The organism is Nocardiopsis trehalosi NBRC 14201 (genome assembly GCF_001552555.1).
Taxonomy (GTDB): Bacteria; Actinomycetota; Actinomycetes; order Streptosporangiales; family Streptosporangiaceae; genus Nocardiopsis_B; species Nocardiopsis_B trehalosi.
In genome coordinates this window covers 1-25,291 of the sequence record NZ_BCRK01000081.1, presented here as the reverse complement: position 1 = coordinate 25,291, position 25,291 = coordinate 1, and the positions used below count along the sequence as shown (strand labels likewise).

The window sequence follows — 25,291 nt, the reverse complement described above, 5'->3', positions numbered from 1 at the left end:
GCCGCCCCCGCGAGGGGACGGCGGCACGGGCCGCCCGCGCTCCGCCGGGTGGAGCGGGTCAGTCGAGGGGGAACAGGCCGACGCGCGGCCGGTGCTCGCTGCCGAGTAGATCGGTGTCGTCGCCCACGTAGAGGCCGTCGCGGGTGGCCAGCAGCGCCTCGGCGCCGTGGCCCCGGTCGCGCCCCGGGTTCCACGCCAGCGCCCGGCCCGTGCGCGGGTCGAGCGCCGCGATGCCCAGCCGGTCGACCGCCCCCGGCCCCTTGCTGTGGTCGCCCTCGGGGTTGTCCATCCACTGCTGGTGCCCGGCGACGTAGACCGCCGCGCCCGTGGCCGCCACCGAGAACAGCGAGTCGCCCCCGGTGTGGTTGACCCACGTGGGCTCGGCGTCCGCCCCCGCGTCGGCCTCCCAGCGGGTCGCCGTCTTGCACAGCCCCGGCTTGGTCTCGGGGCCGCCGCCGGCCGCGACGGTGAAGTAGGACCCGTCGGGCGCGAAGTCGACCGCGCGGACGTAGGTGTGCAGCGCCTCGTAGTCGCAGGGGGCGGCGAACGCCTCGGTCGACCACGGCCGCAGCCGGGCCGGGGACGCCGCGGTGTCGATCAGCGCGATCTGGTACCGGCGCTCGCCCGCGACCTGCGTGAACGGGCCCGCGATGAGGAGCCGCCGGCCGCCGGACGCCACCGCCAGGTCCTCCACGCGCAGGGTGCCGCGGCGGGCCTCGGCGACGCGGAGGTCGAAGTCGGGGTCGACCCGGCCGGTCCGGGCGTCGAGCCGGGCCAGCGCCGTGCGCTTCGTACCGCCCAGGGAGCTGAAGGAGCCGCCGACGTAGAGGTGGCGGCCGCTCGACTCCAGGGTGTGGACCCGCCCGTTGTCGAGCACGGTGCGGAAGGCGCCGACCGCGCCGCCGTCGCGCAGCGACAGCCGCACCAGGCCCCGCCGGGGTTCGCCGTCGACCTCGCGGAACGCCCCGCCCGCGATGACCGTGCCGTCGGGGCCGGGGGTCAGGGCCCGCACCGGCGCGTCGAAGTCGGGCGCGAAGTGCTCCAGGACGCGGCCGGTGCGCCGCTCGAACGCGAAGATGTACCGGTGGTCGCCGGCCTCGCGCCCGCCCGGCCCGGCGACGCTGGTGAAGTCGCCGCCGGCCACGATGACGTCGCCGACCTCGGCCAGCGCGTCCACCGAGCCGTCGAGTACGTGCGGGGTCCAGTCGGCGGGGTCCTCGCTGACCACGGTGACGTGGGCGACGGCGCCCGCGGCGGCCGGCGCCGCCACCGGTGGACCGGCGACCAGCAGCAGTGCGCCCAGAGCGGCGGCGAGGGTCTGCGGTGTGCGTCCCACGGGCGGTCCTCCTGTCCCGGGGCGGCCCCGGCGTGACGGTGGATCACGGATCGTCACTTACCGTAATCGAGTCGGCCGGGAAGGACTCGGCAAACCGCCGGTGACCGGAGGGGCCGGTCGGGCGCGCCGGGGCGCGGCAATAGGCTGAACGGCATGACGCACGCCGAACTCGACAAGTCGCCCGCCGACGTCGCCGCGATGTTCGACGACATCGCCGGCCGCTACGACCTGGTCAACGACGTCCTCTCCCTGGGGCAGGACCGGCTCTGGCGGCGGGCGGCGGTCGACGCCGTCGACGCCTACAGCGGCGAGCTGGTGCTCGACCTGGCGGCGGGCACGGGCACCTCCTCGGAGTCGTTCACGGCCAAGGGCGCCCGCGTCATCGCCTGCGACTTCTCGCAGGGCATGCTGCGCGTGGGGGCGGAGCGGCGCGGCGGCGCGTCGCGGCGCGGGGTGACGTTCGTGGCGGGCGACGCGCTCGCCCTGCCGTTCGCCGACGGCACCTTCGACGCGGTCACGATCTCGTTCGGCCTGCGCAACACCCAGGACCCCGACCAGGCGCTGCGCGAGCTGCACCGGGTGACCAAGGTCGGCGGCCGGCTGGTGGTCTGCGAGTTCAGCCACATCCCGGTGCGCCCCCTCGACACCGTCTACAACGGGTACCTGATGGCGGCCCTGCCCAAGATCGCGGGCCTGTTCTCCAGCAACACCGGCGCCTACGACTACCTGTCGCGGTCGATCATGGACTGGCCCGACCAGCCCGCGCTCGCCCGGCGGCTGGGCGCCGCCGGCTGGTCCCAGGTGGCGTGGCGCAACCTGACCTTCGGCGTGGTGGCGCTGCACCGCGGGTACCGCCGCTCCTGAGCCGTTCCCCCGACGGCCCGCCCGGTCCCCGGGCGGGCCGTCGGCGTGTGCGCGCGGCGCCGGCCGGGTCCACCGCGCCGACCCGGCCGACAAAAGCAGCATTGCGGTCATTCATCAATAAAAGCGAATAATGCCCACAAACCGGACTCAGGTTAACCTCATTAACCCTGGTAACGCGGCATGCTGTCCATTTTGTCCGTAAAACACAGCGATCAAGTAAATGGCCCCCTGGGGGTCGCCCCTGCAACGTGAAAGGTCTAGACTGCGGAGCGGAAGCCTTGTGAAGGACTTCACAAGCGTACGAGGTATTCGCAACACCGTTACAGCCGCACAAGCGCCCGCGGGCGCACCCCCGAAGCGCACAGCCGCGCTGAGCACGTCGAGGACCCACTCGTGAGCGAGCCACCAGCCAGCCAGCCGACCCTCCGGGACCGCCCCGAGTCCGAGGCCGACGCCATCATCGTGGGCGCGGGCCCCGCCGGGGCCACCACCGCCTACTACCTGGCACGCTCCGGACTCGACGTCCTGCTGCTGGAGAAGACCGCCTTCCCCCGCGAGAAGGTGTGCGGCGACGGCCTCACCCCGCGCGCCGTCAAGCAGCTCACCGCCATGGGCATCACCTTCGAGGACAAGGGCTGGGTCCGCAACCACGGCCTGCGCATCATCGGCGGCGGCGTCCGCCTGGAGCTGCCCTGGCCCGACCTCGCCGAATACCCCGGCTTCGGGCTGGTCCGCACCCGCCAGGACTTCGACCAGATCCTCGCCGAGAACGCCGTGGCCGCCGGCGCCCGGCTGCGCGAGCGCACCAACGTCACCGGGCCCGTCATCGACGAGCGCAGCAACCGCATCGTCGGCGTCACGGCCAAGGACCCCGACGGCGCCCCGGTCACCTTCCGCGCCCCGCTCGTCATCGCCGCCGACGGCAACTCCTCCCGGCTCTCCGTCGCCATGGGCGTCCGCAAGCGCGACGACCGCCCCATGGGCGTCGCCGTGCGCACCTACTTCACCAGCCCCCGCCACGACGACGACTTCCTGGAGTCCTGGCTGGAGCTGTGGGACAGCACCGGCGGCAAGGACGTCCTGCTGCCCGGCTACGGCTGGGTCTTCGGCGTCGGCGACGGCACCAGCAACGTCGGCCTGGGCATCCTCAACTCCACCGCGTCCTTCCAGGACGTCGACTACCGCAAGCTGCTCCGCCGCTGGACGGCGAGCATGCCCGAGGAGTGGGGGTTCACCGAGGAGAACCAGCGCGGCGCCATCCGCGGCGCCGCCCTGCCCATGGGCTTCAACCGCACCCCCCACTACGCGCGCGGCCTCATGCTCGTCGGCGACGCCGGGGGCATGGTCAACCCGTTCAACGGCGAGGGCATCGCCTACGCCATGGAGGCCGGGCGCATCGCCGCCGACGTCGTCGTGCAGGCGCGGGGCCGCTCCACCGCCCAGTCCCGCGAGCGCGCCCTGCTGCGCTACCCCGACATCCTCGCCGACACCTACGGCGGGTACTACACGCTGGGCCGGTACTTCGTGCAGGTCATCGGACGGCCGGAGTTCATGCGCTACGCCACCCGGTACGGCCTGCGCCGGCGCACCCTCATGCGGTTCACGCTGAAGATGCTGGCCAACCTCACCGAACCCACCCGGGGAGACGCGATGGACCGCGTGATCAACGGGCTGTCCAAGATGGCCCCCGCGGCCTGACGGCGGTACAGGACCGGACATGCCCACGCCCAGCCGCCGGACCACCCGGCACGTGAAAGCGATCACAAGCGGGTCCGCGCGCCCGGACCCGCCACCCGCACCGGCGCCCGCGCGCCTGAACGGCCCGAAGGGGAACGCTTAGCAATGGAGCTGTACGCACCCGTTTTCGTGCTCGGCGCGATCGGCGCCGCGTTCGTCGCGGTCTCGATGCTCGTCGGCGCGATCGCCGGACCCAAGCGCTACAACCGCGCCAAGATGCAGGCGTACGAGTGCGGGATCGAGCCCACACCGCAGCCCGCCGGCGGCGGCAGGTTCACGATCAAGTACTACCTGACCGCGATGCTCTTCATCGTCTTCGACATCGAGATCATCTTCCTCTACCCCTGGGCCGTCCACTTCGACGAGCTGGGCCTGTTCGGCCTGATCGCGATGGTCCTGTTCCTCGTCAACGTGTCGATCGCCTACGCCTACGAGTGGCGCCGCGGAGGACTGGAGTGGGACTGACCGAACCGGAACCGACCGCGCGCCGCACCCCGCGCCGGCGCGCCGAACGCGTCAACCGACCGCGCAACCGGAAAGGGGGTTCGCCGGATGGGCATTGAGGAGAAACTGCCGAGCGGCGTCATGCTGACCACGGTGGAGCAGATCGCCGGCCTGGTCCGCAAGAGTTCCATGTGGCCCGCGACGTTCGGGCTGGCCTGCTGTGCCATCGAGATGATGTCCGTGGGCGGCCCGCACTACGACCTCGCCAGGTTCGGCATGGAGAAGTTCGGGGCGACCCCGCGCCAGGCCGACCTGATGATCGTGGCGGGCCGGGTGAGTCAGAAGATGGCCCCCGTCCTGCGGCAGATCTACGACCAGATGCCGGAACCCAAGTGGGTCATCGCCATGGGCGTGTGCGCCTCCAGCGGCGGCATGTTCAACAACTACGCGATCGTCCAGGGTGTGGACCACATCGTCCCCGTCGACATCTACCTGCCCGGCTGTCCGCCGCGCCCGGAGATGCTGCTCGACGCCGTGCTCAAGCTGCACGACAAGGTGCAGAACACCAAGCTCGGCGCGCACCGCCAGAAGGAGATCGACGAGGAGGAGGAGCGCCGGCTGCGCCGATCGCTTCCGCTCGTCCCGGCCGAAGGGGCGACCTCGTGAGTCTCAACGGCCAAGGCAAGCCTAACTCGGACGAAGGGGAGAACCTGCCCGCCAGGGCGGGTGAGGAGCGTCTCAGTTCCCCCGTGGCCCGGACCGGCATGTTCGGCGCCCGCACCACCGGCGACACCTCCGGCTACGGCGGGCTGCTCGTCCGCCGCCCGGTCGGCCTCGGCGCCGAGCGCCCCTTCACCGACCCCGACGACCCCCGCACCGCCCGGTTCGACGCGGTCGCCGACGCCCTGGAGACCGCCCTCGGCGACACCCCGGCGTCCTACGCCGACACCGTCGAGCGCGTCGTCGTCGACCGCGGCGAGCTCACCTTCCACGTGCGCCGCGCCGCCCTCGCCGACCTCATGCGGGTGCTGCGCGACGACCCCGCGCTCCGCTTCGAGCTGTGCCTGGGCGTCACCGGGGTGCACTACCCCGACGACACCGGCCGCGAGCTGCACGCCGTCTACCAGCTCCGGTCGATCACCCACAACACCGAGATCCGCGTCGAGACCTCGTGTCCCGACGCCGACCCGCACATCCCCTCGATCGTGGCGGTCTACCCGACCAACGACTGGCACGAGCGCGAGGCGTGGGACTTCTTCGGCATCGTGTTCGACGGCCACCCCGCGCTGACGCGCATCGAGATGCCCGACGACTGGCACGGCCACCCGCAGCGCAAGGACTACCCCCTCGGGGGCATCCCGGTCGAGTACCGCGGCGCCACCGTCCCGCCGCCGGACGAGCGGAGGTCCTACACATGAGCACCAACGTCACCGAGGACTACATCGACGCGTCCGGCGGCGACTGGGACGCCGTCGTCGCCGCCGCCCAGGCGAGCAGCGCCGAGCGCCTCGTGGTCAACATGGGCCCGCAGCACCCGTCGACGCACGGCGTGCTCCGGCTCATCCTCACCCTCGACGGCGAGACGTGCACCGAGGCCCGCGTCGGCATCGGCTACCTGCACACCGGCATCGAGAAGAACATGGAGTACCGGACGTGGACGCAGGGCACCACGTTCGTCACCCGCATGGACTACCTCACGCCGCTGTTCAACGAGGCGGCGTACTGCCTGGCGGTCGAGAAGCTGCTCGGCATCACCGACCGGATCCCCGAGCGGGCCAACGTCATCCGCGTGCTCATGATGGAGCTCAACCGGATGGCGTCCCACTTCGTGGCCATGGCGACGTTCGGCATGGAGCTGGGCGCCACCACCGTCATGACCAACGGGTTCCGCGAGCGCGAGATGATCCTGGACATCTTCGAGCTCGTCACCGGGCTGCGCATGAACCACGCCTACATCCGCCCCGGCGGCGTCGCCCAGGACCTGCCCTCCGGCGCCGTCGACAAGATCCGCGAGCTGCTGCGAGAGATGCCCAAGCGCATCACCATCATGCGCAAGCTCCTCGACGCCAGCCCGCTCTACCTCGCCCGCACCCGCGACGTCGCCTACCTCGACCTCGCCGGGTGCATGGCGCTGGGCGTCACCGGGCCCCTGCTGCGCGCCTCCGGGCTCGCCTGGGACCTGCGCAAGGCCAAGCCCTACTGCGGATACGAGAACTACGAGTTCGACGTGCCCGTCTCCGACGGCTGCGACGTCTACGCCCGCTACCGGGTGCGCATGGCCGAACTGGAGCAGAGCCTGCGCATCGTCGAGCAGTGCCTGGACCGGCTCGCCCCCGGCCCGGTCATGATCGACGACGCCAAGGTCGGCTGGCCGGCCAAGCTCGCGCTCGGCCCCGACGGCCTGGGCAACTCGCCCGACCACATCGCGCACATCATGGGCGGCTCCATGGAGGCCCTCATCCACCACTTCAAGCTCGTCACCGAGGGCTTCCGGGTCCCCGCCGGGCAGGCGTACGCGGCGGTGGAGAGCGCGAAGGGCGAACTCGGCTGCTTCGCCGTCAGCGACGGCGGCACCCGCCCCTACCGCGTGCACTTCCGCGACCCGTCCTTCACCCACCTGCAGTCGGTGGCGGCCATGTGCGAGGGCGGCACCGTGGCGGACGTCATCGCGGCGGTGGCCAGCATCGACCCCGTGATGGGAGGCGTGGACAGGTGAGTACCGCAACGTTCCCCGAGGAGACCCGGGCCCGGCTGGAGGTCGACGCCAAGGAGATCATCGGCCGCTACCCCCGGCAGCGCTCGGCCCTGCTGCCGCTGCTGCACCTGGTGCAGTCCGAGGAGGGCTTCGTCAGCGCCAAGGGCATCGCGTTCTGCGCCGACCAGCTCGGGCTGACCACCGCCGAGGTCACCGCGGTGGCCACCTTCTACACCATGTACAAGCGGCGGCCCACCGGCGACTTCCACGTCGGCGTGTGCACCAACACCCTGTGCGCGGTCATGGGCGGCGACGAGATCTTCGCCGCCCTCAAGGACCACCTCGGCGTCGGCAACGACGAGACCACCGAGGACGGCCGGGTGTCGCTGGAGCACATCGAGTGCAACGCGGCCTGCGACTTCGCGCCCGTCGTGATGGTCAACTGGGAGTTCTTCGACAACCAGACCCCCGAGTCCGCCAAGCGGCTCGTGGACGACCTGCGCCTGGGCCGCGACGTCGCCCCCACCCGCGGCCCCGACCGGCTGTGCACCTGGAAGGAGGCGTCGCGCGTCCTCGCCGGCTTCTCCGACGGTCGCGGCGCCGAGGGCACCCAGGCCGGCGAGCCCTCGCTGACCGGCCTGCGGCTGGCCCGCGAGCGCGGCTGGACCGCCCCCGACCCCGACCGGCTCCCGGTCGGCGACGACCCCGAAGGCGGCGCCGCATGAGCACCGGAACCACGCTCACCCCGGTCCTGTCGGACAACTGGGACCGTCCCGAATCCTTCACCCTGGAGGGCTACCGGGCCACCGGCGGCTACGGCGCCCTGCGCACCGCCCTCGGCATGGAGCCCGACGCCCTGGTCGACCTGGTCAAGGCGTCCGGGCTGCGCGGCCGCGGCGGCGCCGGGTTCCCCACCGGCATGAAGTGGGGGTTCCTGCCCAAGGACAACCCCAACCCGCGCTACCTCGTCGTCAACGCCGACGAGTCCGAGCCGGGCACCTGCAAGGACATCCCGCTGCTGCTCGCCAACCCGCACGCGCTGGTCGAGGGCGTGGCCATCGCGTCCTACGCGATCCGCAGCTCGCAGGCGTTCATCTACGTCCGCGGCGAGGTCCTGCACGTCATCCGCCGGGTGCGGCACGCCGTCGAGGAGGCGTACGCGGCCGGGCTGCTCGGCAAGGACGTCCTCGGCAGCGGGTTCGACCTCGACGTCGTCGTGCACGCCGGCGCGGGCGCCTACATCTGCGGCGAGGAGACCGCCCTGCTGGACTCCCTGGAGGGCTACCGCGGCCAGCCCCGGCTCAAGCCGCCGTTCCCCGCGGTCGCCGGGCTCTACGCCTCGCCCACCGTGGTGAACAACGTCGAGTCCATCGCCAGCGTCCCCAGCATCGTCGCCAACGGCGCCGAGTGGTTCACCGCCATGGGCACCGAGAAGTCCGCCGGGTTCGGGTTCTTCTCGCTGTCCGGCCACGTCACCCGGCCCGGCCAGTACGAGGCCCCGCTCGGCATCACCCTGCGCGAACTCCTCGACATGGCGGGCGGCATCCGGGCCGGCCACCGGCTCAAGTTCTGGACCCCCGGCGGGTCGTCCACCCCGATCTTCACCGACGAGCACCTCGACACCCCGCTCGACTTCGAGTCGGTCGGCGCCGCCGGGTCCATGCTCGGCACCCGGGCGCTGCAGATCTTCGACGAGACCACGTGCGTGGTGCGCGCCGCCGGCCGGTGGATCCAGTTCTACGCCCACGAGTCCTGCGGCAAGTGCACCCCCTGCCGCGAGGGCAACTTCTGGATGGTGCAGGTCCTCGACCGCATCGAGCACGGCGAGGGCACCGAGGCCGACCTCGACAAGCTCCTCGACATCTGCGACAACCTGCTCGGCCGCTCCTTCTGCGCCCTCGGCGACGGCGCGGCCAGCCCGGTCATGTCGTCGATCAAGTACTTCCGCCAGGAGTACATCGACCACGTCGAACGCGGCGGCTGCCCGTTCGACCACGCCAAGTCGACCGTGTGGGGCGGGACCGCGTGACCGCCGCCCACCCGGCACCGCGCCCCGCCGCGGCGCCGGCAACCACAGGAGAGGGGGACCGGTGACCGTCGCGACCAACACCACCCCGGGCGGGACGCCCGCCGTACCGCCGGAGGACCTCGTCACCGTCACCATCGACGGGTTCCAGATCCAGGTCCCCAAGGGGACGCTGGTCATCCGGGCCGCGGAGCTGCTGGGCATCCAGATCCCCCGCTTCTGCGACCACCCGCTGCTCGACCCGGTGGGCGCCTGCCGCCAGTGCCTGGTCGAGATCCCGGACGCCGGCAACGGGCGCGGCATGCCCAAGCCCCAGGCGTCCTGCACGATCACCGTCATGGACAACATGGTGGTCCGCACGCAGCTCACCTCGGCCGTCGCCGAGAAGGCGCAGCGCGGCATCATGGAGTTCCTACTGATCAACCACCCGCTGGACTGCCCGGTCTGCGACAAGGGCGGCGAGTGCCCCCTGCAGAACCAGGCCATGTCCACCGGGCAGGGCGAGACCCGCTTCACCGACACCAAGCGGACCTTCCCCAAGCCCGTCCCGCTCTCCACCCAGGTGCTGCTCGACCGCGAGCGCTGCATCCAGTGCGCCCGCTGCACCCGCTTCTCCGCGCAGATCGCCGGCGACCCGTTCATCGAGCTGCTGGAGCGCGGCGCCAACGAGCAGGTGGGCATCGCCGAGGGCGAGCCGTTCCAGTCCTACTTCTCCGGCAACACGGTGCAGATCTGCCCGGTCGGCGCGCTCACCGGCGCCGCCTACCGGTTCCGGTCGCGCCCCTTCGACCTGGTCAGCACGCCCAGCGTGTGCGAGCACTGCGCCTCCGGCTGCGCCCAGCGCACCGACCACCGGCGCGGCAAGGTCACCCGGCGGCTCGCCGGCGACGACCCCCAGGTCAACGAGGAGTGGAACTGCGACAAGGGCCGGTGGGCCTTCACCTACGCCACCGAGCCCGACCGCCTGGCCCGGCCCCTCGTCCGCGACGACGAGTCCCGCGCCCTGGAGGTCGCCTCCTGGCCCGAGGCGGTCACCACCGCCGCCCGCGGCCTGGCCCGCGCGCGCGGCCGGGTCGGCGTCCTCACCGGCGGCCGCCTCACCCTGGAGGACGCCTACGCCTACGCGAAGTTCGCCCGGGTGGCGCTGCGCACCAACGACGTCGACATGCGCGCCCGGCCCGCCGGCGACGAGGAGGCCGACTTCCTCGCCGCCCGGATCGCCGGGACCGGCGTCACCGTCGACTACGCCGCCCTGGAGGCCGCGCCCGCCGTCCTGCTCGCCGGGTTCGAACCCGAGGACGAGTCGCCCGTCGTGTTCCTGCGGCTGCGCAAGGCCGCCCGCAGGAACGGCACCCGCGTCTTCTCCCTCGGTTCGCACGCCACCCGCGGCCTGACCAAGACCGGCGGCACCCTGGTCCCCGCCGCTCCCGGCGACGAGGCCCGCGTCATCGACGGCCTCGCCGACAGCGCCCCCGAGGCGCTGGAGGCGCTGCGCACCACCGGCGCGGTCATCCTCGCCGGCGAGCGCCTGGCCGCCACCCCCGGCGCCCTGTCCTCGATCACCCGCCTCGCCGACCGCACCGGCGCCGCCCTCGCCTGGGTGCCGCGCCGGGCCGGGGAGCGCGGCGCCGTCGAGGCCGGCGCGCTGCCCAACCTGCTGCCCGGCGGGCGCCCGGTGGCCGACGCCACCGCCCGCGCCGAGGTCGCCCGCGCCTGGGGCGTCGGCGTCCTGCCCGAACGCGAGGGCCGCGGCACCGAGGCCATCCTCGCCGCCGCGGCGGCCGGCGACCTCGACGCCCTCGTCATCGGCGGCGTCGACCTGGACGACCTGCCCGACCCCGCCCTGGCCCGCGCCGCCCTGGCCCGGGTGCCGTTCGTCGTCAGCCTGGAGCTGCGCGCGAGCAACGTCACCGACCGCGCCGACGTGGTGCTGCCGGTGGCCGCCGTCGCCGAGAAGTCCGGCACCTTCCTCGACTGGGAGGGCCGGGAGCGGCCCTTCGGCAACGCGCTGAAGGTGCCCGGGGCGCTGTCCGACCTGCGGGTCCTCGCGGCCGTCGCCGACGAGATGGACGTCCACCTCGGCCTGCCCGACGCCGCCGCCGCCCGCGGCGAACTCGCCCGGCTCGGCACCTGGACCGGCGAGCGCGTCCCCGACCCGCTCACCCGGCCCGCCGACCGGCCCGACCCCGGCCCCGGCCGCGCGGTCCTGTCCACCTGGCGCCAGCTCCTCGGCGGCGGCCGCATGGAGGACGGCGAGCCCTACCTGGCCGGCACCGCCCGGCCCGCGCTCGCCCGCGTCTCCGCCGCCACCGCGGCCGAGATCGGCCTCGCCGACGGCGGGCGCCTCCGGGTCACCGGCGACGGCGGTTCGGTCAGCGTGCCCGCGGTCGTCGCCGACATGCCGGACCGCGTGGTCTGGCTGCCCGCCAACGCCCGCGACTGCGACGTGCGCCGCGACCTCGGCGCCCGGGCCGGCGCGGTCGTCGCCCTCGCCGTCGACGCAGCAGATGGGAGCCCATCGTGACGCCCCACGCCCTCACGGCGGCCGCCGCCGTGGCGGACGCCGAACCCGGACTCGACGCCTTCGGCGGCGACCCGTGGTGGATCACGCTCATCAAGGCGCTGGCCATCTTCGTGTTCCTGATGGTCTGCGTGCTCATGATGATCATGGCCGACCGCAAGGTCATGGGCCGCATGCAGCAGCGGCACGGGCCCAACCGGTTCGGCCCGCTCGGCCTGCTCCAGTCGCTCGCCGACGGGGTGAAGCTGTCGCTCAAGGAGGACCTGATCCCGCGCGGCGTGGACCGCATGGTCTACATCGCGGCACCGGTGATCGCCGCGGTCCCCGCGTTCCTCGCGTTCTCCGTCATCCCGGTCGGGCCCGAGGTGAGCATGTTCGGGGTGACCACCCCGCTCCAGCTCACCGACCTGCCCATCGCCGCGCTGCTCGTCCTGGCCACGGCCGCCATCGGCGTCTACGGCATCGTCCTGGGCGGCTGGGCGTCCCAGTCGCCCTACGCGCTGCTCGGCGGGCTGCGCGCCTCGGCCCAGGTCATCAGCTACGAGATCGCGATGGGCCTGTCCTTCGTCGCGGTGTTCATGTACTCGGGCACGCTGACCACCTCGGGCATCGTCGAGGCCCAGCGCCCGATCTGGTTCGCGGTCATCCTGCTGCCGTCGTTCCTCATCTACCTCGTCACCATGATCGGCGAGACCAACCGGCTCCCGTTCGACCTCGCCGAGGGCGAGGGCGAGATCGTCGGCGGCTTCATGACCGAGTACGGGTCGATGAAGTTCACCATGTTCTTCCTCGCGGAGTACGTGAACATGGTGACGGTCGCCGCGGTGTCGGTGACGTTCTTCCTCGGCGGCTGGCTCGCCCCGCCGCCCATCACGTCGTTCTGGCCCGGCGCCAACGAGGGCTGGTGGCCCGCCCTGTGGTGGCTGGCCAAGTTCCTCGGCGTCATGTTCCTGTTCATCTGGGTCCGCGGCTCGGTGCCCCGCATCCGCTACGACCAGCTCATGCAGCTCGGCTGGAAGATCCTCATCCCGGTGCAGCTCGTGTGGATCACCGCCGTCGCGGCCATCCGCATCCTCACCAACGAGGGCGCCCCGCCCGCCGCCCCGGCCGCCGTCGTCGTGCTGTTCCTGCTCGTCATCGGCGGTGCGGCGCTCGGCGCCCGCCGGTCGGCCCGGCGCCGCCGCGAGGCCCAGGCCGTCGAGCACGCCGAGGAGCTGCGGCTGATGCGCGAGGACCCGACGTACGGCGGGTTCCCCGTCCCGCCCGCGACCCTGCCGCACTACGGCAGCAGCGTCCCGGCCGAGGAGCCCCGTCCGACCCCGACCGGCAAGCGCGAGGAGGTAACCGGTGCTTGACTGGCTCAACCCCGTGAAGGGGTTCGGCGTCACCTTCCACACCATGTTCAAGAAGGTGCCGACCGTCGAGTACCCCGAGGTGAAGCGGCCCACCGCGCCCCGCTTCCACGGCCGCCACCAGCTCAACCGCTGGGCCGACGGCCTGGAGAAGTGCATCGGGTGCGAGCTGTGCGCCTGGGCGTGCCCCGCCGACGCCATCTACGTGGAGGGCGGCGACAACACCGAGGAGCAGCGGTTCTCCCCGGGGGAGCGCTACGGCCGCGTCTACCAGATCAACTACCTGCGCTGCATCCTGTGCGGGCTCTGCGTCGAGGCGTGCCCCACCCGGGCGCTCACCATGACCAACGAGTACGAACTGGCCGACGGTGAGCGCGAGGCGCTCATCTGGACCAAGGAGCAGCTCCTCGCCCCGCTGCGCGAGGGCATGGAGCCGCCGCCGCACCCGATGCGGCTCGGCGACAGCGAGGACGACTACTACCGGTCCGGCGCCACCGCGGCCCCGGCCGGCGGCGACAGCGGAGGCCACCGATGACCCCCGCCCAGACCGCCGTCCTGGCGGCCCCGGTCGGCGGCGGCGAGGCCGCGGCCTTCTGGACCATCGGGGCCGTGGTGATCCTCGCCGCCATCGGCGTCGTGTTCAGCCGCAAGGCCGTCCACTCCGCCGTCCTCATGGCCCTCGTCATGCTCGGCCTCGCCGTGTTCTACGGCATGAACGAGGCCCCGTTCCTGATGGTCGTGCAGATCGTCGTCTACACCGGCGCCGTGCTGATGCTGTTCCTGTTCGTGCTGATGCTCGTCGGCGTCAGCTCGGCGGACTCCCTGGTCGAGACCATCCGCGGCCAGCGCATGCTCACCGGGGTCATCGCCGTCTGCTTCCTCGGCGCGCTCGCCTTCGGGCTCACCCGCATCGCCGCGGGCGAGCCCACCGGGCTGGCCGCCGGGACCGCCGCCGCCGGCGGCAGCGTCCCGTGGATCGCCGGCGAGGTCATCTACCGCTACATCATCGCGTTCGAGGCGACCGGCGCCCTGCTGATCACCGCCGTCCTCGGCGCGCTCGTCCTCGCCCACACCACCCGGCTGAAGAAGCGCCGCACCCAGCGCGAGCTGTCGCGCGAGCGCATCCGCGGCGACCACCCCACCCCGCTGCCCGGGCCGGGCACCTACGCCCGGCACAACGCCATCGACATGCCGGCCCTGCTGCCGGACGGGTCGGTGGCGCAGCTCTCACTCAACCCCGTGCTCACCGCCCGCGACCCCGCCCTCCAGTCCGATGTCCCCGAGGACATCCGGCTCGGTGTGGGCCCGGTTCCCGGCGGCGCGTCGGACTCCGCGCGGTCCAAGGAGGGCCGGCCCGGTGACGCCCCGCCGAGCACCGCCCCCGCCGAGGACGGCGGCGCGCCCGGCGACGCGGTCGACGGACAGGAGGCCGAGCGCTCATGGACCCGATGAACTACATCGTCCTGGCGGCGGTCCTGTTCACCATCGGCGCCGTCGGGGTGCTGGTGCGGCGCAACGCGATCATCGTCTTCATGTGCGTCGAGCTGATGCTCAACGCGTGCAACCTCGCGTTCGTCGCCTTCGCGCGGATGCACGGCGACATCGAGGGGCAGGTCATCGCGTTCTTCGTGATGATCGTGGCCGCCGCCGAGGTCGTCGTGGGTCTGGCGATCATCATGCAGATCTTCCGGACACGCAGGTCGGCGTCGGTCGATGACGCCAACCTGCTCAAGCACTAGAAGGCGACGTGGCTGTGTCTGACGTATACCTCGCCGCCGAGCAGCACGCGGTCACCCACGAGGCCGGGGGGATGGTCCTGGGCAACGCCTGGCTGCTGATCGCCCTCCCGCTCGCGGGGGCCGCGCTGCTGCTGCTGGGCGGGCGCCGCACCAACGGGTGGGGGCACCTGCTCGCCACCGCCCTGCCGATCGCGAGCTTCGGCTGGGCGGTCGCCGCCCTCGTCCAGATGCTCGGCATGGACCCGGCGGAGCGGAGCCTGTCCGTCCCCGTCTACACGTGGTTCTCCGCCGGCGGGTTCACCGCCGAGGCGAACCTGCTCCTGGACCCGCTGTCGATCAGCTTCGTCCTGCTGATCACCGGGGTCGGGTCGCTCATCCACGTGTACTCCATCGGCTACATGTCCCACGACGACAACCGGCGCCGGTTCTTCGCCTACCTGAACCTGTTCGTCGCCGCCATGCTCGTCCTGGTCCTCGCCGACAACTACGCGCTGATGTTCCTCGGGTGGGAGGGCGTGGGCCTCGCCTCCTACCTGCTCATCGGGTTCTGGCAGCACAAGCCGTCCGCCGCCGTCGCCGCCAAGAAGGCGTTCCTCGTCAACCGCGTCGGCGACATGGGCCTGCTCATCGCGATCATGCTGATGTTCTCGGCGTTCGGCACCGTCGCCTACAGCGGCGTGCTGGGGTCGGCCGACCGCGCGGGCGAGGGGCTGATGGCCGCCATCGGCCTGCTGCTCCTCCTCGGCGCGTGCGGCAAGTCGGCGCAGCTCCCGCTCCAGTCCTGGCTGCTGGACGCGATGGAGGGCCCCACCCCGGTGTCGGCCCTCATCCACGCGGCCACCATGGTCACCGCCGGCGTCTACCTCATCGTCCGGTCCGGCCCGGTGTTCGAGGCCGCGCCGGCGGCCCAGCTCACCGTCGCCGTCATCGGCGCCGCGACGCTGCTCGCCGGCGCCGTCATCGGGTGCGCCAAGGACGACATCAAGAAGGCCCTGGCCGGGTCGACCATGAGCCAGATCGGCTACATGACCCTGGCCGCCGGGCTCGGCCCGGTCGGCTACGCCGCCGCCATCGCGCACCTGATCACGCACGGCTTCTTCAAGGCCGGGCTGTTCCTCGGCGCCGGGTCGGTCATGCACGGCATGAACGACGAGGTCGACATGCGCCGCTACGGCGGGCTGCGCAAGGCCATGCCCATCACCTTCGCCACCTTCGGCCTGGGCTACCTGGCCATCATCGGGTTCCCGCTGCTGTCGGGGTGGTGGACCAAGGAGGGCATCATCGAGGCCGCGTTCGCCACCGGCGGCACCGCGGGCGCGGTGCTCGGCGGCGCGACGCTGCTCGGCGCCGGGCTCACCGCCTTCTACATGACCCGCGTCATGATCATGACCTTCTTCGGGCAGAAGCGCTGGGACCCCGGGGTGCACCCGCACGAGTCGCCCGTGTCGATGACCGCCCCGATGGTCGTGCTCGCCGCCGGGTCGGTCTTCCTCGGCGCGGCGCTCGTCTTCGGCTACCGGTTCGCGCACTTCCTCGAACCCGCCGTCGGCGCCCCCGAGGAGCACCACGCGTTCAGCATGGCCCACCTGCTGACCAGCTGGACCAGCCTCGCCGCGCTCGGCCTGATGGTCGCCGGTGTGGCCACCGCCTGGTTCCTGTACGGCCGCGCCCCCGTTCCGCGCACCGCCCCCGCGGGCAACCTCGTCACCGTCGCCGCCCGCAACGAGCTGTACGGCAATGCCATCAACGAGGGCCTGTTCATGCGACCCGGCCAGGCGCTGACCAAGGCGCTCACCGCGTTCGACACCCGGGTCGTGGACGGCCTGGTCAACGGGATCGGCCGGAGCGTGCGCGACGGCTCGACCGGGCTGCGCACCACCCAGACCGGGTTCGCCCGCACCTACGCACTGACGATGCTGTTCGGGGCCGTCATCGTCGTCGCAACGCTGGCTGTGAGGATCTGATGACCGACATCCCCTGGCTCACCCTCGCCATCGCGCTGCCCGCCCTGGGCGGGCTGGGCGTGGCGCTGCTCCCGCGCGAGCGGGCCGAGCTGGCCAAGCGCGTGACCCTGGGCACCACCCTGGCCGTCCTGGTCCTGGTGGCGGCCATGGCGACCGCGTTCACCCCGGGCGGCGAACGGCTCCAGTTCACCGAGGTCCACCCGTGGATCCCCCGGTTCGGCGTCAGCTACGCCGTGGGTGTCGACGGGATCGCGCTGCTGCTCATCCTGATGTCGGCGGTGCTGGTTCCCCTGGTGGTGCTGGCCGCCTGGCGGGAGAACGACGACGCCGACGACCGCGGCAAGGGCTACTTCGCGCTGATCCTCGTCCTCGAGGCGATGATGATCGGGGTCTTCGCGGCCACCGACGTCTTCCTGTTCTACGTCTTCTTCGAGGCCATGCTCATCCCGGTCTACTTCATGATCGGGCGCTACGGCCGCGGCCCCGACCGGCGCCGCGCCGCGGTGAAGTTCCTGCTGTACAGCCTGCTCGGCGGGCTGCTGATGCTGGTCGCCGTCATCGGCGTCTACGTCTACGGCGGCACCTTCCTGTGGAGCGACCTCGTCGGCGCCGAGGGCGGGCTGGCCGGCCTGGACACCGGCACCGCCCGGTGGCTGTTCCTCGGGTTCTTCATCGCCTTCGCGATCAAGGCCCCGATGTGGCCGCTGCACACCTGGCTGCCCACCGCCGCCGGGTCGTCCCGGCCGGGCACCGCGGTGCTGCTCGTCGGCGTCCTGGACAAGGTCGGCACCTACGGCATGCTGCGGTACTGCCTTGAGATGTTCCCGGCCGCCGCCGCGTGGTTCGTCTGGCCGGTGGTCGTCCTCAGCCTGGTCAGCATCGTCTACGGGGCGGTCCTCGCCATCGGGCAGAGCGACATGCTCCGCCTCGTCGCGTTCACCTCGGTCTCCCATTTCGGGTTCATCACGCTGGGCATCTTCGCGATGACCTCGCAGGGCCAGTCCGGGGCGGCGCTCTACATGGTCAACCACGGGTTCGCCACCGGGGCGCTGTTCCTCGTCGTCGGGTTCCTCATCGCCCGCCGCGGCTCCGCGGCGATCGCCGACTACCAGGGGGTGCAGAAGGCCGCCCCGGTGCTCGCCGGGGTGTTCCTCGTGGCCGGCCTCGGCGGCCTGGCGCTGCCCGGCCTGTCGCCGTTCGTCAGCGAGTTCCTGGTGTTCATCGGCACGTTCAGCGTGCTGCCCGTGCCCGCGGTGATCGCCGCCGTGGGCGTCGTCCTCGCCGCCCTCTACATCCTGTGGATGTACCAGCGCACGATGACCGGACCGCTGCCCGAGGAGCACCGCGGGTTCACCGACCTGTCGGGCCGCGAGGTGTGGGCCGTCGGGCCGCTCATCGCGCTCATCGTGCTGTTCGGCGTCTACCCGCAGCCGCTGCTCGACGCCATCGCCCCCGCGGTCGAGGAGACCATGGTCCGGCTCGACGCCACCGACCCCGCACCCGCGCTCGGCGGCGCCGACCTCTCCGCCGACGGACAGGAAGGAGAGACCGAGTGACCGCCGCCACGTCCCCGGTGTCCGCCGCGGTCCTCGCCGCGCCGACGATCACCGACACCCCGCCGGACATCGACTACTGGCTGCTCGCCCCGATGCTGGTGGTGTTCGCCGCCGGCGTCGTCGCCGTGCTGTTCGAGGCGTTCGTGCCCCGGGCGCGCCGCCGCGCAACCCAGCTGACCCTCGCGCTCGCCGCGCTCGCCTCGGCGTTCGTGCTCACCGTGCTCCAGGTCGGCTCGCTGCCCGAGGGCGAGGCGGGCACCACCGTCGCGTTCGGCAGCGTCGCCGTCGACCGGGTCGGGCTGTTCCTCCAGGGCACCATCCTGGTGCTCGCGTTCGTCAGCCTGCTGCTGATCGCGGAGAACCGGCGCGGGGAGAGCGCGTTCGCCGCGCAGGCCGCGGCCGTGCCCGGCAGCGAGGAGGAGCGCGGCCACGTCCTCGCCGGCTCGCAGCACACCGAGGTCTACCCGCTGGTGCTGTTCGCCGTGCTCGGCATGCAGCTCTTCCCGGTCTCCAACGACTTCCTGACGATGTTCATCGCCCTGGAGGTCATGAGCCTGCCGCTGTACCTGCTGTGCGGGCTCGCCCGGCGGCGCCGCCTGTTCTCCCAGGAGGCGGCGGTCAAGTACTTCCTGCTGGGCGCGTTCTCCTCGGCGTTCTTCCTGTTCGGCATCGCCCTGGTCTACGGCTACGCCGGCGCGGTGAACTTCGCCGACGTCGCCGCCGCCGTGGAGGCCGGCGGCTCCCCGATGTTCGACGGCGGCGGCGAGCCGCTGCTGCTCATCGGCATCGCCCTGGTCGGCGTGGGGCTGCTGTTCAAGGTCGGCGCGGTGCCCTTCCACAACTGGAAGCCCGACGTCTACCAGGGGGCGCCCACCCCGATCACCGCGCTGATGGCGTCGTGCACCCTGGTCGCCGCGTTCGGCGCCCTGCTCCGCGTCTTCTACACCGCCTTCGGCGGTTCGGTCGAGGCGTGGCGGCCCATGCTGTGGACGGTGGCGATCCTCACCATGGTGCTCGCCGCCGTGGTGGCGGTGACCCAGCGCGACATCAAGCGGCTGCTCGCCTACTCCTCCGTCGTGCACGCCGGGTTCGTGCTGACGGCGGTCGTGGCCGCCAGCCCCGAGGGCCTGGCCGGCGCCATGTTCTACCTGGCCGCCTACGGGTTCACCACGATCGGCGCCTTCGCCGTGGTCACCCTGGTGCGTACGCACGAGACCGGCCCCGAGGCGGGCGAACTCGCCCAGTGGGCCGGGCTCGGCCGGACCTCCCCGATGCTGGCGGGGGCGCTGGCCCTGTTCCTCCTGGCGTTCGCGGGCATCCCGCTCACGAGCGGGTTCATCGGCAAGTTCGCGGTGTTCGAGGCCGCGATGGCGGCGGGCGCCACCCCGCTCGTCGTGGTCGGCGTGCTCAGCAGCGCGGTGACGGCGTACTTCTACGTCCGCATCATCGTGCTGATGTTCTTCTCCGAGCCGGCCGAGTCCGCGCCCCGGGTGCTGCCCGCCGGCCTGCTCACCGGCTCCGCCATCGCGGCGGGCGTCGTGGCCACCGTGGTCCTCGGCGTCTTCCCCACCCCGGTACTGGACCACCTGGTGCCGCAGCCCGGAGAGGAGCGGAGCGAGCCGGCCGTGGCCACCGCCGACGGGTTCACCCGGTAGCCGCCGGTACCCGGTGCGTGGCTTTGGCTAGTGTTTCCGGGTCCGATAACTTGGCTAGTCGGATTATGTTCATCCCGAGAGCGCGCGATATGTCCGAATCGGAGATATCGCGCGCCGTGACATGTGGAGCTTTCAGGTGAGCGGTGCTGTCCCGAGCGGTTTCCTCGCTCTGCCGAGTGTCGACGCAACCCTCGCCCGGGAGGTCCAGGAGGGCCTGGACCAGGTCGAGAAGGTGCTGCGCGAGGCGGTCGCGGCCAGCGACCCCATGCTGACCGAGGCCGCCACCCACCTGCTGTCCGCCGGCGGCAAGCGGTTCCGCGCCACCCTCGTGCTGCTCGCCGCCCACTTCGGCGACCCGACGGCCCCCGACCTGGTGCGCGCGGCGGCCGTGGTCGAACTCACCCACGTCGCCACGCTCTACCACGACGACGTCATGGACGAGGCCGAGCTGCGCCGCGGCGAGCCCAGCGCCAACCAGGTGTGGGGCAACACCGTCGCCATCCTGACCGGCGACTACGTGTTCGCGCGCGCCTCGGAGATGCTGGCCGACCTGGGCACCGAGGCGGTGCGCCTGCAGGCCCGCACCTTCGGCCGGCTGGTCCAGGGGCAGATCCTGGAGACCTCCGGCCCGCGCGAGGGCACCGACCCGCTGGAGCACTACCTCCAGGTCATCGCCGACAAGACCGCGTCGCTCATCGCGTCCTCCGCCGAGTTCGGGGCGACGTTCGGCAAGGCCGAGCCCGAGATCACCGAGACCATCACCCGCGCCTGCGACGCCCTGGGCATGGCGTTCCAGCTCTCCGACGACATCCTGGACGTCGCCAGCGAGACCGCCGAGTCCGGCAAGGTGCCGGGCACCGACCTGCGCGAGGGCGTCCTCACCCTGCCCATGTTCTACGCCCAGCGCAGCACCGACCCGGCGGACGCCCGGCTGCAGTCCCTGCTGGGGCGGCCGCTCGACGACGCCGAGACCGACGAGGCGCTCCGGCTGCTGCGCGCCCACCCGGCCATGGACCGGGCGCGCGAGTCGCTGCGGGTGTGGGCCGACCGCGCCCGCGCCGAACTCGCCACCCTGCCCGAGGGTGCGCCGCGCACCGCCTTCGAGGCCCTGTGCGACTACGTCGTGGAGCGCTCCGGCTGAGCCGCCGCACCCGACGCCGCCGCACCGAACGCCGCCGGCCCGCGCCCCCTCCGGGGCGCGGGCCGGCGGCGTTCCGCCCCCTCCCGGGATGAGACATCGTTCTTAACGCTCCTTTTGACCCGGTACCACCACACGGGCATTGGTCCGTCCTGGTTTCGGCAATGGCCCGCCAAGCGCCGCATGGGGCCGACCGGCGCGGGCATCCGCCTCACTGTGCCGGCGCCGCCGCCGGGGGACCGCGCTCGCGCGGGGCGGCGCGCCGCGCCATCAGCACAGGGCGTACTACGGGGGGAGTGTGGCACCGTGACGGCACCGACGGGGGCGGACTGGCTCATCGGACACCGCCTGCTGGACCACGACGGCAGCAGCATCGGCCGGATCGGCCAGGTGTACTACGACGACCACAGCGGACGGGCCACCTGGGTCACCGTGCGCACCGGACTGTTCGGCACCCGCGAGAACCTGGTGCCGCTGCGCCAGGCGCGGGTCGTCGACGAGGGCATCCAGGTGCCCTACCCGCGCGCGCAGGTCAAGAGCGCGCCGAGCGTGTTCGCCGACCGGCCCATCTCCGTGGCGCAGGAGGACACCGTCTACGCGCACTACGGGATGGCCGCGCCCGTCCCGGCGCCCCGGGACGCCGAGCCGGACGTGCGGCCGCGCGGCCGCCACGCCCGCCCGGCCGGCGGCGGGCCGGGCAGCCGGGCTCAGGGCGACGGGGCGCCCGCCGCCTCCTGAGCGGTGCGGCGGTCCTCGTCGGCCGCCGTCCGCGCGGTCTCCCGCGCCACCGCGCGGGAGGCCCGCGCCGAGCGGAGCATGTCGGTGGCGAACACCACCAGGGCGGCCCAGACGATGGCGAACCCGATCCACCGGCTCAGCGGCAGCGGCTCGTCGAACAGCAGCCAGGCGAACAGGAACTGCAGCACCGGCACCACGAACTGGAGCAACCCCACCATGCTGAGGGGGATGCGCCGCGCCGCCGCGCCGAAGCACAGCAGCGGGACCGTGGTCACCACGCCGGAGCCGACCAGCAGCGCCGTGTGCAGCGGGGACAGGCCCAGCAGGGTGCCGGACCCCGACCCCTCCAGGAACAGCACGTAGCCCAGCGCGGGCAGGAACATCAGCAGTGTCTCGACGGTGAGGCTCTGCAGGCCGTCGAGCCGCGACGACTTCTTGATGACGCCGTAGGCGGCGAACGAGAACGCCATGCCGAGCGACAGCCACGGCGGGGCGCCGTACCCGTAGGTGAGCACCACCACGGCCGCGCCGCCCAGGGCGACCGCGACCCACTGGGCGCGGCGCAGCCGCTCCGAGAACACCAGCACGCCGAGCATGACGCTCACCAGCGGGTTGATGAAGTAGCCGAGCGCGGCCTGCGAGGTCTGCCCGGTGTTGACGGCGACGATGAACAGGCCCCAGTTGACGGAGATCAGCGCCGCGGCGGCCGCGTTCGGCAGCAGGCGGCGCGGCGAGCGCACCACCTCGACCAGCCACCCCCAGCGGCGGCGGGTCGCGAGCAGGATCAGCAGCACCGCCAGCAGCGACCACACCATGCGGTTGGCGAGGATCTCCAACGGGGCGGCGGCGGCGATGAGCGGCCAGTAGAGGGTGGAGAAGGCCCACATCAGGTAGGCGCCGCCCCCGAGCAGGACACCGCGGTTCACTTCGGACACGCGACCGAGGCTAGAGGAAGAATCATCCCATGAATAGTTAGATGTGCTTAGACGTGGAGTGAAGCGGACGTGCCAGGACGGAACCGACCTCCCGTACCCCGCCCCACCTGCCCGCCCGCGCGCCTGCGGCCGCCCCCGCGTGCGGGAAGGCGGGGCGGCGAGACGTCGGCCACACCGGCCGGAACCGGCCTGGCGCGCCGGTCCGGGGACCGCCGGAGGCCCCGGACGCCGCTTGCCCCGCCGGATACGCTGGGGACATGTTCGGTCAGAAGCAGACGATGGTCGACCCCAGCCGGGCGCTGCCCGGCCGTGACACCCCGATCCCCGTGCCCGCCCGCCACGAGGTCCTGGGCACCCCCCTCACCCCGCCCTATCCCGAGGGCAGCGCGATCGCGGACTTCGGCATGGGCTGCTTCTGGGGGGCCGAGCGCCTCTTCTGGGAGCTGGGCGCCGAGAACGGCGTCATCACCACGGCCGTGGGCTACGCGGGCGGCTTCACGCCCAACCCCACCTACGAGGAGGTGTGCTCCGGCCGCACCGGGCACACCGAGGCCGTCCGGGTCGTCTTCGACCCCCGCCGCATCTCCTACACCGACCTGCTGAAGGTGTTCTGGGAGGGCCACGACCCCACCCAGGGCATGCGCCAGGGCAACGACGTCGGCACCCAGTACCGCTCGGCCGTCTACTACCACGGCGACGCGCAGAAGGCGGCGGTCGAGGCGTCGCGCGACGCCTTCCAGCCGGCCCTCACGCAGGCCGGCTACGGCCCCATCACCACCGAGATCGCCCCCGCCGGCCCGTTCTACTTCGCCGAGGGCTACCACCAGCAGTACCTGTCCGACGCCAAGAACCCCAACGGCTACTGCGGCCTCGGCGGCACCGGCGCCTCCTGCCCGGTAGGCGTCGCCCGCACCACCGGCTGACCCCACCCGCACAGCTCCGGCCGCCCCGCCACACGGCGTTGCGCACCCTTGTTGCGCTACTGCGTTGCGCTTGCTTCGATTGTTTCGGATAATGCGTATACGAGTCGAGGTGAGGGGGAGCCATGGCGGTCATGTCGTCGCATCCCGGCAAGGACGACGCGCGGGTGGCGCGGGACGCGCTCCAGCGCGTACGTCGCTACCTGCACGAGCACCCCGAGGACCCCACGGGCGTCCCGGTCGTCGTCGAGGACGACCGGGACGAGCTGGTGCTACCGCGCGCGGCCTTGGAACTCCTGGCCGGTGTGCTCGCGCACATGGCGGCGGGGCGGGGTGTCTCGGTCGTCCCCGCGCACGCCGAACTCACGACGCAGCAGGCGGCCGACATGCTGAACGTGTCCCGTCCGCACCTGATCGGGCTGCTCGACGCCGGCGAGATCGAGCACCGCAAGGTCGGCACCCACCGGCGCGTCCGTGTCGACTCCCTGCTCGACTACCTCCGCCGCGATGACCAGCGGCGCCGCCAGGCTGCCGACGAGCTGTCCGCCATGACGAGGGAACTCGGTCTCGACTGACATGGCCTCCGTCGCCCTCTACGACGCGAACGTCCTCTATCCGAGTACACTGCGCGACCTCGTGATCAGGGTCGCCCAGGCGGGACTCGTGCGGGCGAAGTGGTCGAACCGCATTCTCGACGAGGTCTTCGACAACCTCCGGCGCAATCGTCCGGAACTCCCGGACGAGTCCCTCGAACGGACCCGGGCACTGATGCTCGCGGCGGTGCGCGACGCGCTCGTCACCGGCCACGAACCGCTCATCGACGCCATGCGTCTGCCCGACCCGGATGACCGGCACGTGCTCGCGGCGGCCGTCCGTGCGAGGGCGGATGTGATCGTCACCTGGAACCTCCGCGACTTCCCCTCGGCCGCCCTCGGCGAGTGGGGGATTCAGGCCAAGAGCCCTGACGTCTTCCTCGCGGACCTGATCGAGGTGGAGAAGAAGGTCGTCTGGGCGTGCGTGCAGCAGATCGCCGACTCCTGGCGGCGGCCGCCGGGCACGATCGAGGACGTCCTCGCGCGCCTGGAGCGTAACGGGCTCGTTCAGGTCGTGGCCGAGCTGCGGAGTTCGGACGCCGACCGTCTGGGATGAAGGGCGGGTATGCGAAAGGCCCGGACGGCGGGACGTCCGGGCCTTTCGGGTGGCGGTCAGTCGCCCTTGTTGGCGGTGTCCTTGATCTTGACCACGGAGCAGCCGTCGGGGGCGATGCCCGAGGCCTGCAGCACGTCGGCGCAGATCGGGATGGTGATGTTCTGGATGTCGGCGTTGTTGTCGGCGGCGGCGGGGCCGGCCATGGCGCCGAAGGCGATGGCGGCGGTCGCGACCAGGCCGGACAGCGTGGCGATGCGCTTCATAGTGGTGTTCCCTTCGAAAAGTTCTGGGTGCCGGGTGTCGCCACCCGACGATCAGTAACTTAGCGTAGTTGAACCACTGCGTCATGTGATTCGGACAGGGATTTCGGGATTACCGCCCCCGGCCTGAGGGGATTTCCGGCATACCGCCGCAAACGAAGGGGTAGGAAGTTCGGCCAGGTCACGCGGTCGATCGGCGGGTGCATGCCGTCGACCCGTCCCCGCGAGCGGCGGGATGCGCCCGCCCCGTGGGCGGGCGCGG

24 protein-coding genes are annotated in these 25,291 nt (G+C 72.3%); 21 read left to right on the top strand and 3 right to left on the bottom strand.

The genetic code is table 11. The features are described from left to right. Nucleotides 1-58: 58 nt before the first annotated feature. Entirely contained in the window at nucleotides 59-1,336 is a 1,278-nt protein-coding gene (locus NT8_RS15650; RefSeq protein ID WP_067969879.1) for a hypothetical protein, read from the bottom strand. A 153-nt stretch (nucleotides 1,337-1,489) separates the two neighbouring features. On the opposite strand from NT8_RS15650, the gene NT8_RS15645 reads away from it, so the two are divergent. From NT8_RS15645 to NT8_RS15560, 18 genes are all read left to right on the top strand, one after another. Continuing rightward, nucleotides 1,490-2,200: a demethylmenaquinone methyltransferase gene (locus NT8_RS15645; protein ID WP_067969876.1), complete on the top strand. Its 711-nt coding sequence runs from the start codon at nucleotides 1,490-1,492 to the stop codon at nucleotides 2,198-2,200. Nucleotides 2,201-2,593: 393 nt separating this feature from the next. Continuing rightward, nucleotides 2,594-3,898, top strand: a complete 1,305-nt coding sequence (locus NT8_RS15640; protein WP_067969872.1) for a geranylgeranyl reductase family protein — start codon at nucleotides 2,594-2,596, stop codon at nucleotides 3,896-3,898. Between the two features lie 144 nt (nucleotides 3,899-4,042). Further along, nucleotides 4,043-4,402, top strand: a complete 360-nt coding sequence (locus NT8_RS15635) for an NADH-quinone oxidoreductase subunit A (protein WP_067969869.1) — start codon at nucleotides 4,043-4,045, stop codon at nucleotides 4,400-4,402. Nucleotides 4,403-4,489: 87 nt separating this feature from the next. Then, nucleotides 4,490-5,047, top strand: a complete 558-nt coding sequence (locus NT8_RS15630; protein ID WP_067969867.1) for a NuoB/complex I 20 kDa subunit family protein — start codon at nucleotides 4,490-4,492, stop codon at nucleotides 5,045-5,047. Then, entirely contained in the window at nucleotides 5,044-5,799 is a 756-nt protein-coding gene (locus NT8_RS15625; RefSeq protein WP_067969862.1) for an NADH-quinone oxidoreductase subunit C, read from the top strand. Before NT8_RS15630 ends, NT8_RS15625 begins: the two co-directional genes overlap by 4 nt. Further along, nucleotides 5,796-7,097, top strand: a complete 1,302-nt coding sequence (locus NT8_RS15620) for an NADH-quinone oxidoreductase subunit D (RefSeq protein WP_067969858.1) — start codon at nucleotides 5,796-5,798, stop codon at nucleotides 7,095-7,097. Before NT8_RS15625 ends, NT8_RS15620 begins: the two co-directional genes overlap by 4 nt. Next, entirely contained in the window at nucleotides 7,094-7,801 is a 708-nt protein-coding gene (nuoE, locus tag NT8_RS15615; RefSeq protein ID WP_067969855.1) for an NADH-quinone oxidoreductase subunit NuoE, read from the top strand. Before NT8_RS15620 ends, nuoE begins: the two co-directional genes overlap by 4 nt. Continuing rightward, entirely contained in the window at nucleotides 7,798-9,105 is a 1,308-nt protein-coding gene (gene nuoF / locus NT8_RS15610; protein WP_067969852.1) for an NADH-quinone oxidoreductase subunit NuoF, read from the top strand. The genes nuoE and nuoF overlap by 4 nt, the downstream gene beginning before the upstream one ends. A gap of 61 nt (nucleotides 9,106-9,166) precedes the next feature. Continuing rightward, on the top strand, nucleotides 9,167-11,626 hold the full coding sequence (locus NT8_RS15605) for an NADH-quinone oxidoreductase subunit G (protein WP_067969848.1): 2,460 nt from the start codon (nucleotides 9,167-9,169) through the stop codon (nucleotides 11,624-11,626). Next, entirely contained in the window at nucleotides 11,623-12,978 is a 1,356-nt protein-coding gene (gene nuoH / locus NT8_RS15600) for an NADH-quinone oxidoreductase subunit NuoH (RefSeq protein WP_067969847.1), read from the top strand. Before NT8_RS15605 ends, nuoH begins: the two co-directional genes overlap by 4 nt. Then, the gene (gene nuoI / locus NT8_RS15595) at nucleotides 12,971-13,510 is read left to right on the top strand and encodes an NADH-quinone oxidoreductase subunit NuoI (RefSeq protein ID WP_067969844.1); all 540 of its coding nucleotides are present in this window, start codon (nucleotides 12,971-12,973) and stop codon (nucleotides 13,508-13,510) included. Before nuoH ends, nuoI begins: the two co-directional genes overlap by 8 nt. Beyond that, complete coding sequence (locus NT8_RS15590) at nucleotides 13,507-14,427, top strand: NADH-quinone oxidoreductase subunit J (protein WP_067969841.1); 921 nt, start codon at nucleotides 13,507-13,509, stop codon at nucleotides 14,425-14,427. Before nuoI ends, NT8_RS15590 begins: the two co-directional genes overlap by 4 nt. Continuing rightward, a complete protein-coding gene (gene nuoK / locus NT8_RS15585) occupies nucleotides 14,415-14,714 on the top strand; it encodes an NADH-quinone oxidoreductase subunit NuoK (RefSeq protein ID WP_067969838.1) in 300 nt (99 codons plus the stop codon). Before NT8_RS15590 ends, nuoK begins: the two co-directional genes overlap by 13 nt. Nucleotides 14,715-14,785: 71 nt before the next feature. Then, a complete protein-coding gene (nuoL, locus tag NT8_RS15580; RefSeq protein ID WP_067969885.1) occupies nucleotides 14,786-16,678 on the top strand; it encodes an NADH-quinone oxidoreductase subunit L in 1,893 nt (630 codons plus the stop codon). After that, nucleotides 16,678-18,234, top strand: coding sequence for an NADH-quinone oxidoreductase subunit M (locus NT8_RS15575; RefSeq protein ID WP_067969835.1), 1,557 nt, complete (start codon nucleotides 16,678-16,680; stop codon nucleotides 18,232-18,234). The genes nuoL and NT8_RS15575 overlap by 1 nt, the downstream gene beginning before the upstream one ends. 17 nt (nucleotides 18,235-18,251) lie before the next feature. Beyond that, nucleotides 18,252-19,889: an NADH-quinone oxidoreductase subunit NuoN gene (gene nuoN, locus NT8_RS15570; protein WP_281203464.1), complete on the top strand. Its 1,638-nt coding sequence runs from the start codon at nucleotides 18,252-18,254 to the stop codon at nucleotides 19,887-19,889. A 136-nt stretch (nucleotides 19,890-20,025) separates the two neighbouring features. Beyond that, nucleotides 20,026-21,030, top strand: a complete 1,005-nt coding sequence (locus tag NT8_RS15565) for a polyprenyl synthetase family protein (protein ID WP_067969830.1) — start codon at nucleotides 20,026-20,028, stop codon at nucleotides 21,028-21,030. A gap of 303 nt (nucleotides 21,031-21,333) precedes the next feature. After that, a complete protein-coding gene (locus NT8_RS15560; protein ID WP_067969828.1) occupies nucleotides 21,334-21,765 on the top strand; it encodes a PRC-barrel domain-containing protein in 432 nt (143 codons plus the stop codon). Here NT8_RS15560 and rarD read toward each other — a convergent pair. Further along, nucleotides 21,735-22,700: an EamA family transporter RarD gene (gene rarD, locus NT8_RS15555; protein WP_067969824.1), complete on the bottom strand. Its 966-nt coding sequence runs from the start codon at nucleotides 22,698-22,700 to the stop codon at nucleotides 21,735-21,737. The two genes, NT8_RS15560 and rarD, sit on opposite strands and share 31 nt — an antisense overlap. Before the next feature lie 257 nt (nucleotides 22,701-22,957). On the opposite strand from rarD, the gene msrA reads away from it, so the two are divergent. From msrA to NT8_RS15540, 3 genes are all read left to right on the top strand, one after another. Beyond that, the gene (msrA, locus tag NT8_RS15550) at nucleotides 22,958-23,623 is read left to right on the top strand and encodes a peptide-methionine (S)-S-oxide reductase MsrA (protein ID WP_067969821.1); all 666 of its coding nucleotides are present in this window, start codon (nucleotides 22,958-22,960) and stop codon (nucleotides 23,621-23,623) included. Between the two features lie 131 nt (nucleotides 23,624-23,754). Then, the gene (locus tag NT8_RS15545) at nucleotides 23,755-24,195 is read left to right on the top strand and encodes a helix-turn-helix domain-containing protein (RefSeq protein ID WP_067969881.1); all 441 of its coding nucleotides are present in this window, start codon (nucleotides 23,755-23,757) and stop codon (nucleotides 24,193-24,195) included. A 1-nt stretch (nucleotide 24,196) separates the two neighbouring features. Then, nucleotides 24,197-24,769: a PIN domain-containing protein gene (locus tag NT8_RS15540; RefSeq protein WP_067969817.1), complete on the top strand. Its 573-nt coding sequence runs from the start codon at nucleotides 24,197-24,199 to the stop codon at nucleotides 24,767-24,769. 56 nt (nucleotides 24,770-24,825) lie between these two features. Here NT8_RS15540 and NT8_RS15535 read toward each other — a convergent pair whose 3' ends face one another. Next, complete coding sequence (locus NT8_RS15535) at nucleotides 24,826-25,032, bottom strand: hypothetical protein (protein ID WP_067969814.1); 207 nt, start codon at nucleotides 25,030-25,032, stop codon at nucleotides 24,826-24,828. Nucleotides 25,033-25,291: the final 259 nt, after the last annotated feature.

Bases quoted from the DNA above. Each gene is read 5' to 3' on its own strand.
- NT8_RS15645 (WP_067969876.1), top strand. From the start codon at position 1,490: ATGACGCACGCCGAACTCGACAAGTCGCCCGCCGACGTCGCCGCGATG.
- NT8_RS15635 (WP_067969869.1), top strand. From the start codon at position 4,043: ATGGAGCTGTACGCACCCGTTTTCGTGCTCGGCGCGATCGGCGCCGCG.
- NT8_RS15630 (WP_067969867.1), top strand. From the start codon at position 4,490: ATGGGCATTGAGGAGAAACTGCCGAGCGGCGTCATGCTGACCACGGTG.
- NT8_RS15620 (WP_067969858.1), top strand. From the start codon at position 5,796: ATGAGCACCAACGTCACCGAGGACTACATCGACGCGTCCGGCGGCGAC.
- nuoF (WP_067969852.1), top strand. From the start codon at position 7,798: ATGAGCACCGGAACCACGCTCACCCCGGTCCTGTCGGACAACTGGGAC.
- NT8_RS15590 (WP_067969841.1), top strand. From the start codon at position 13,507: ATGACCCCCGCCCAGACCGCCGTCCTGGCGGCCCCGGTCGGCGGCGGC.
- nuoK (WP_067969838.1), top strand. From the start codon at position 14,415: ATGGACCCGATGAACTACATCGTCCTGGCGGCGGTCCTGTTCACCATC.
- nuoL (WP_067969885.1), top strand. From the start codon at position 14,786: ATGGTCCTGGGCAACGCCTGGCTGCTGATCGCCCTCCCGCTCGCGGGG.
- NT8_RS15575 (WP_067969835.1), top strand. From the start codon at position 16,678: ATGACCGACATCCCCTGGCTCACCCTCGCCATCGCGCTGCCCGCCCTG.
- msrA (WP_067969821.1), top strand. From the start codon at position 22,958: ATGTTCGGTCAGAAGCAGACGATGGTCGACCCCAGCCGGGCGCTGCCC.
- NT8_RS15545 (WP_067969881.1), top strand. From the start codon at position 23,755: ATGTCGTCGCATCCCGGCAAGGACGACGCGCGGGTGGCGCGGGACGCG.
- NT8_RS15540 (WP_067969817.1), top strand. From the start codon at position 24,197: ATGGCCTCCGTCGCCCTCTACGACGCGAACGTCCTCTATCCGAGTACA.
- NT8_RS15535 (WP_067969814.1), bottom strand. From the start codon at position 25,032: ATGAAGCGCATCGCCACGCTGTCCGGCCTGGTCGCGACCGCCGCCATC.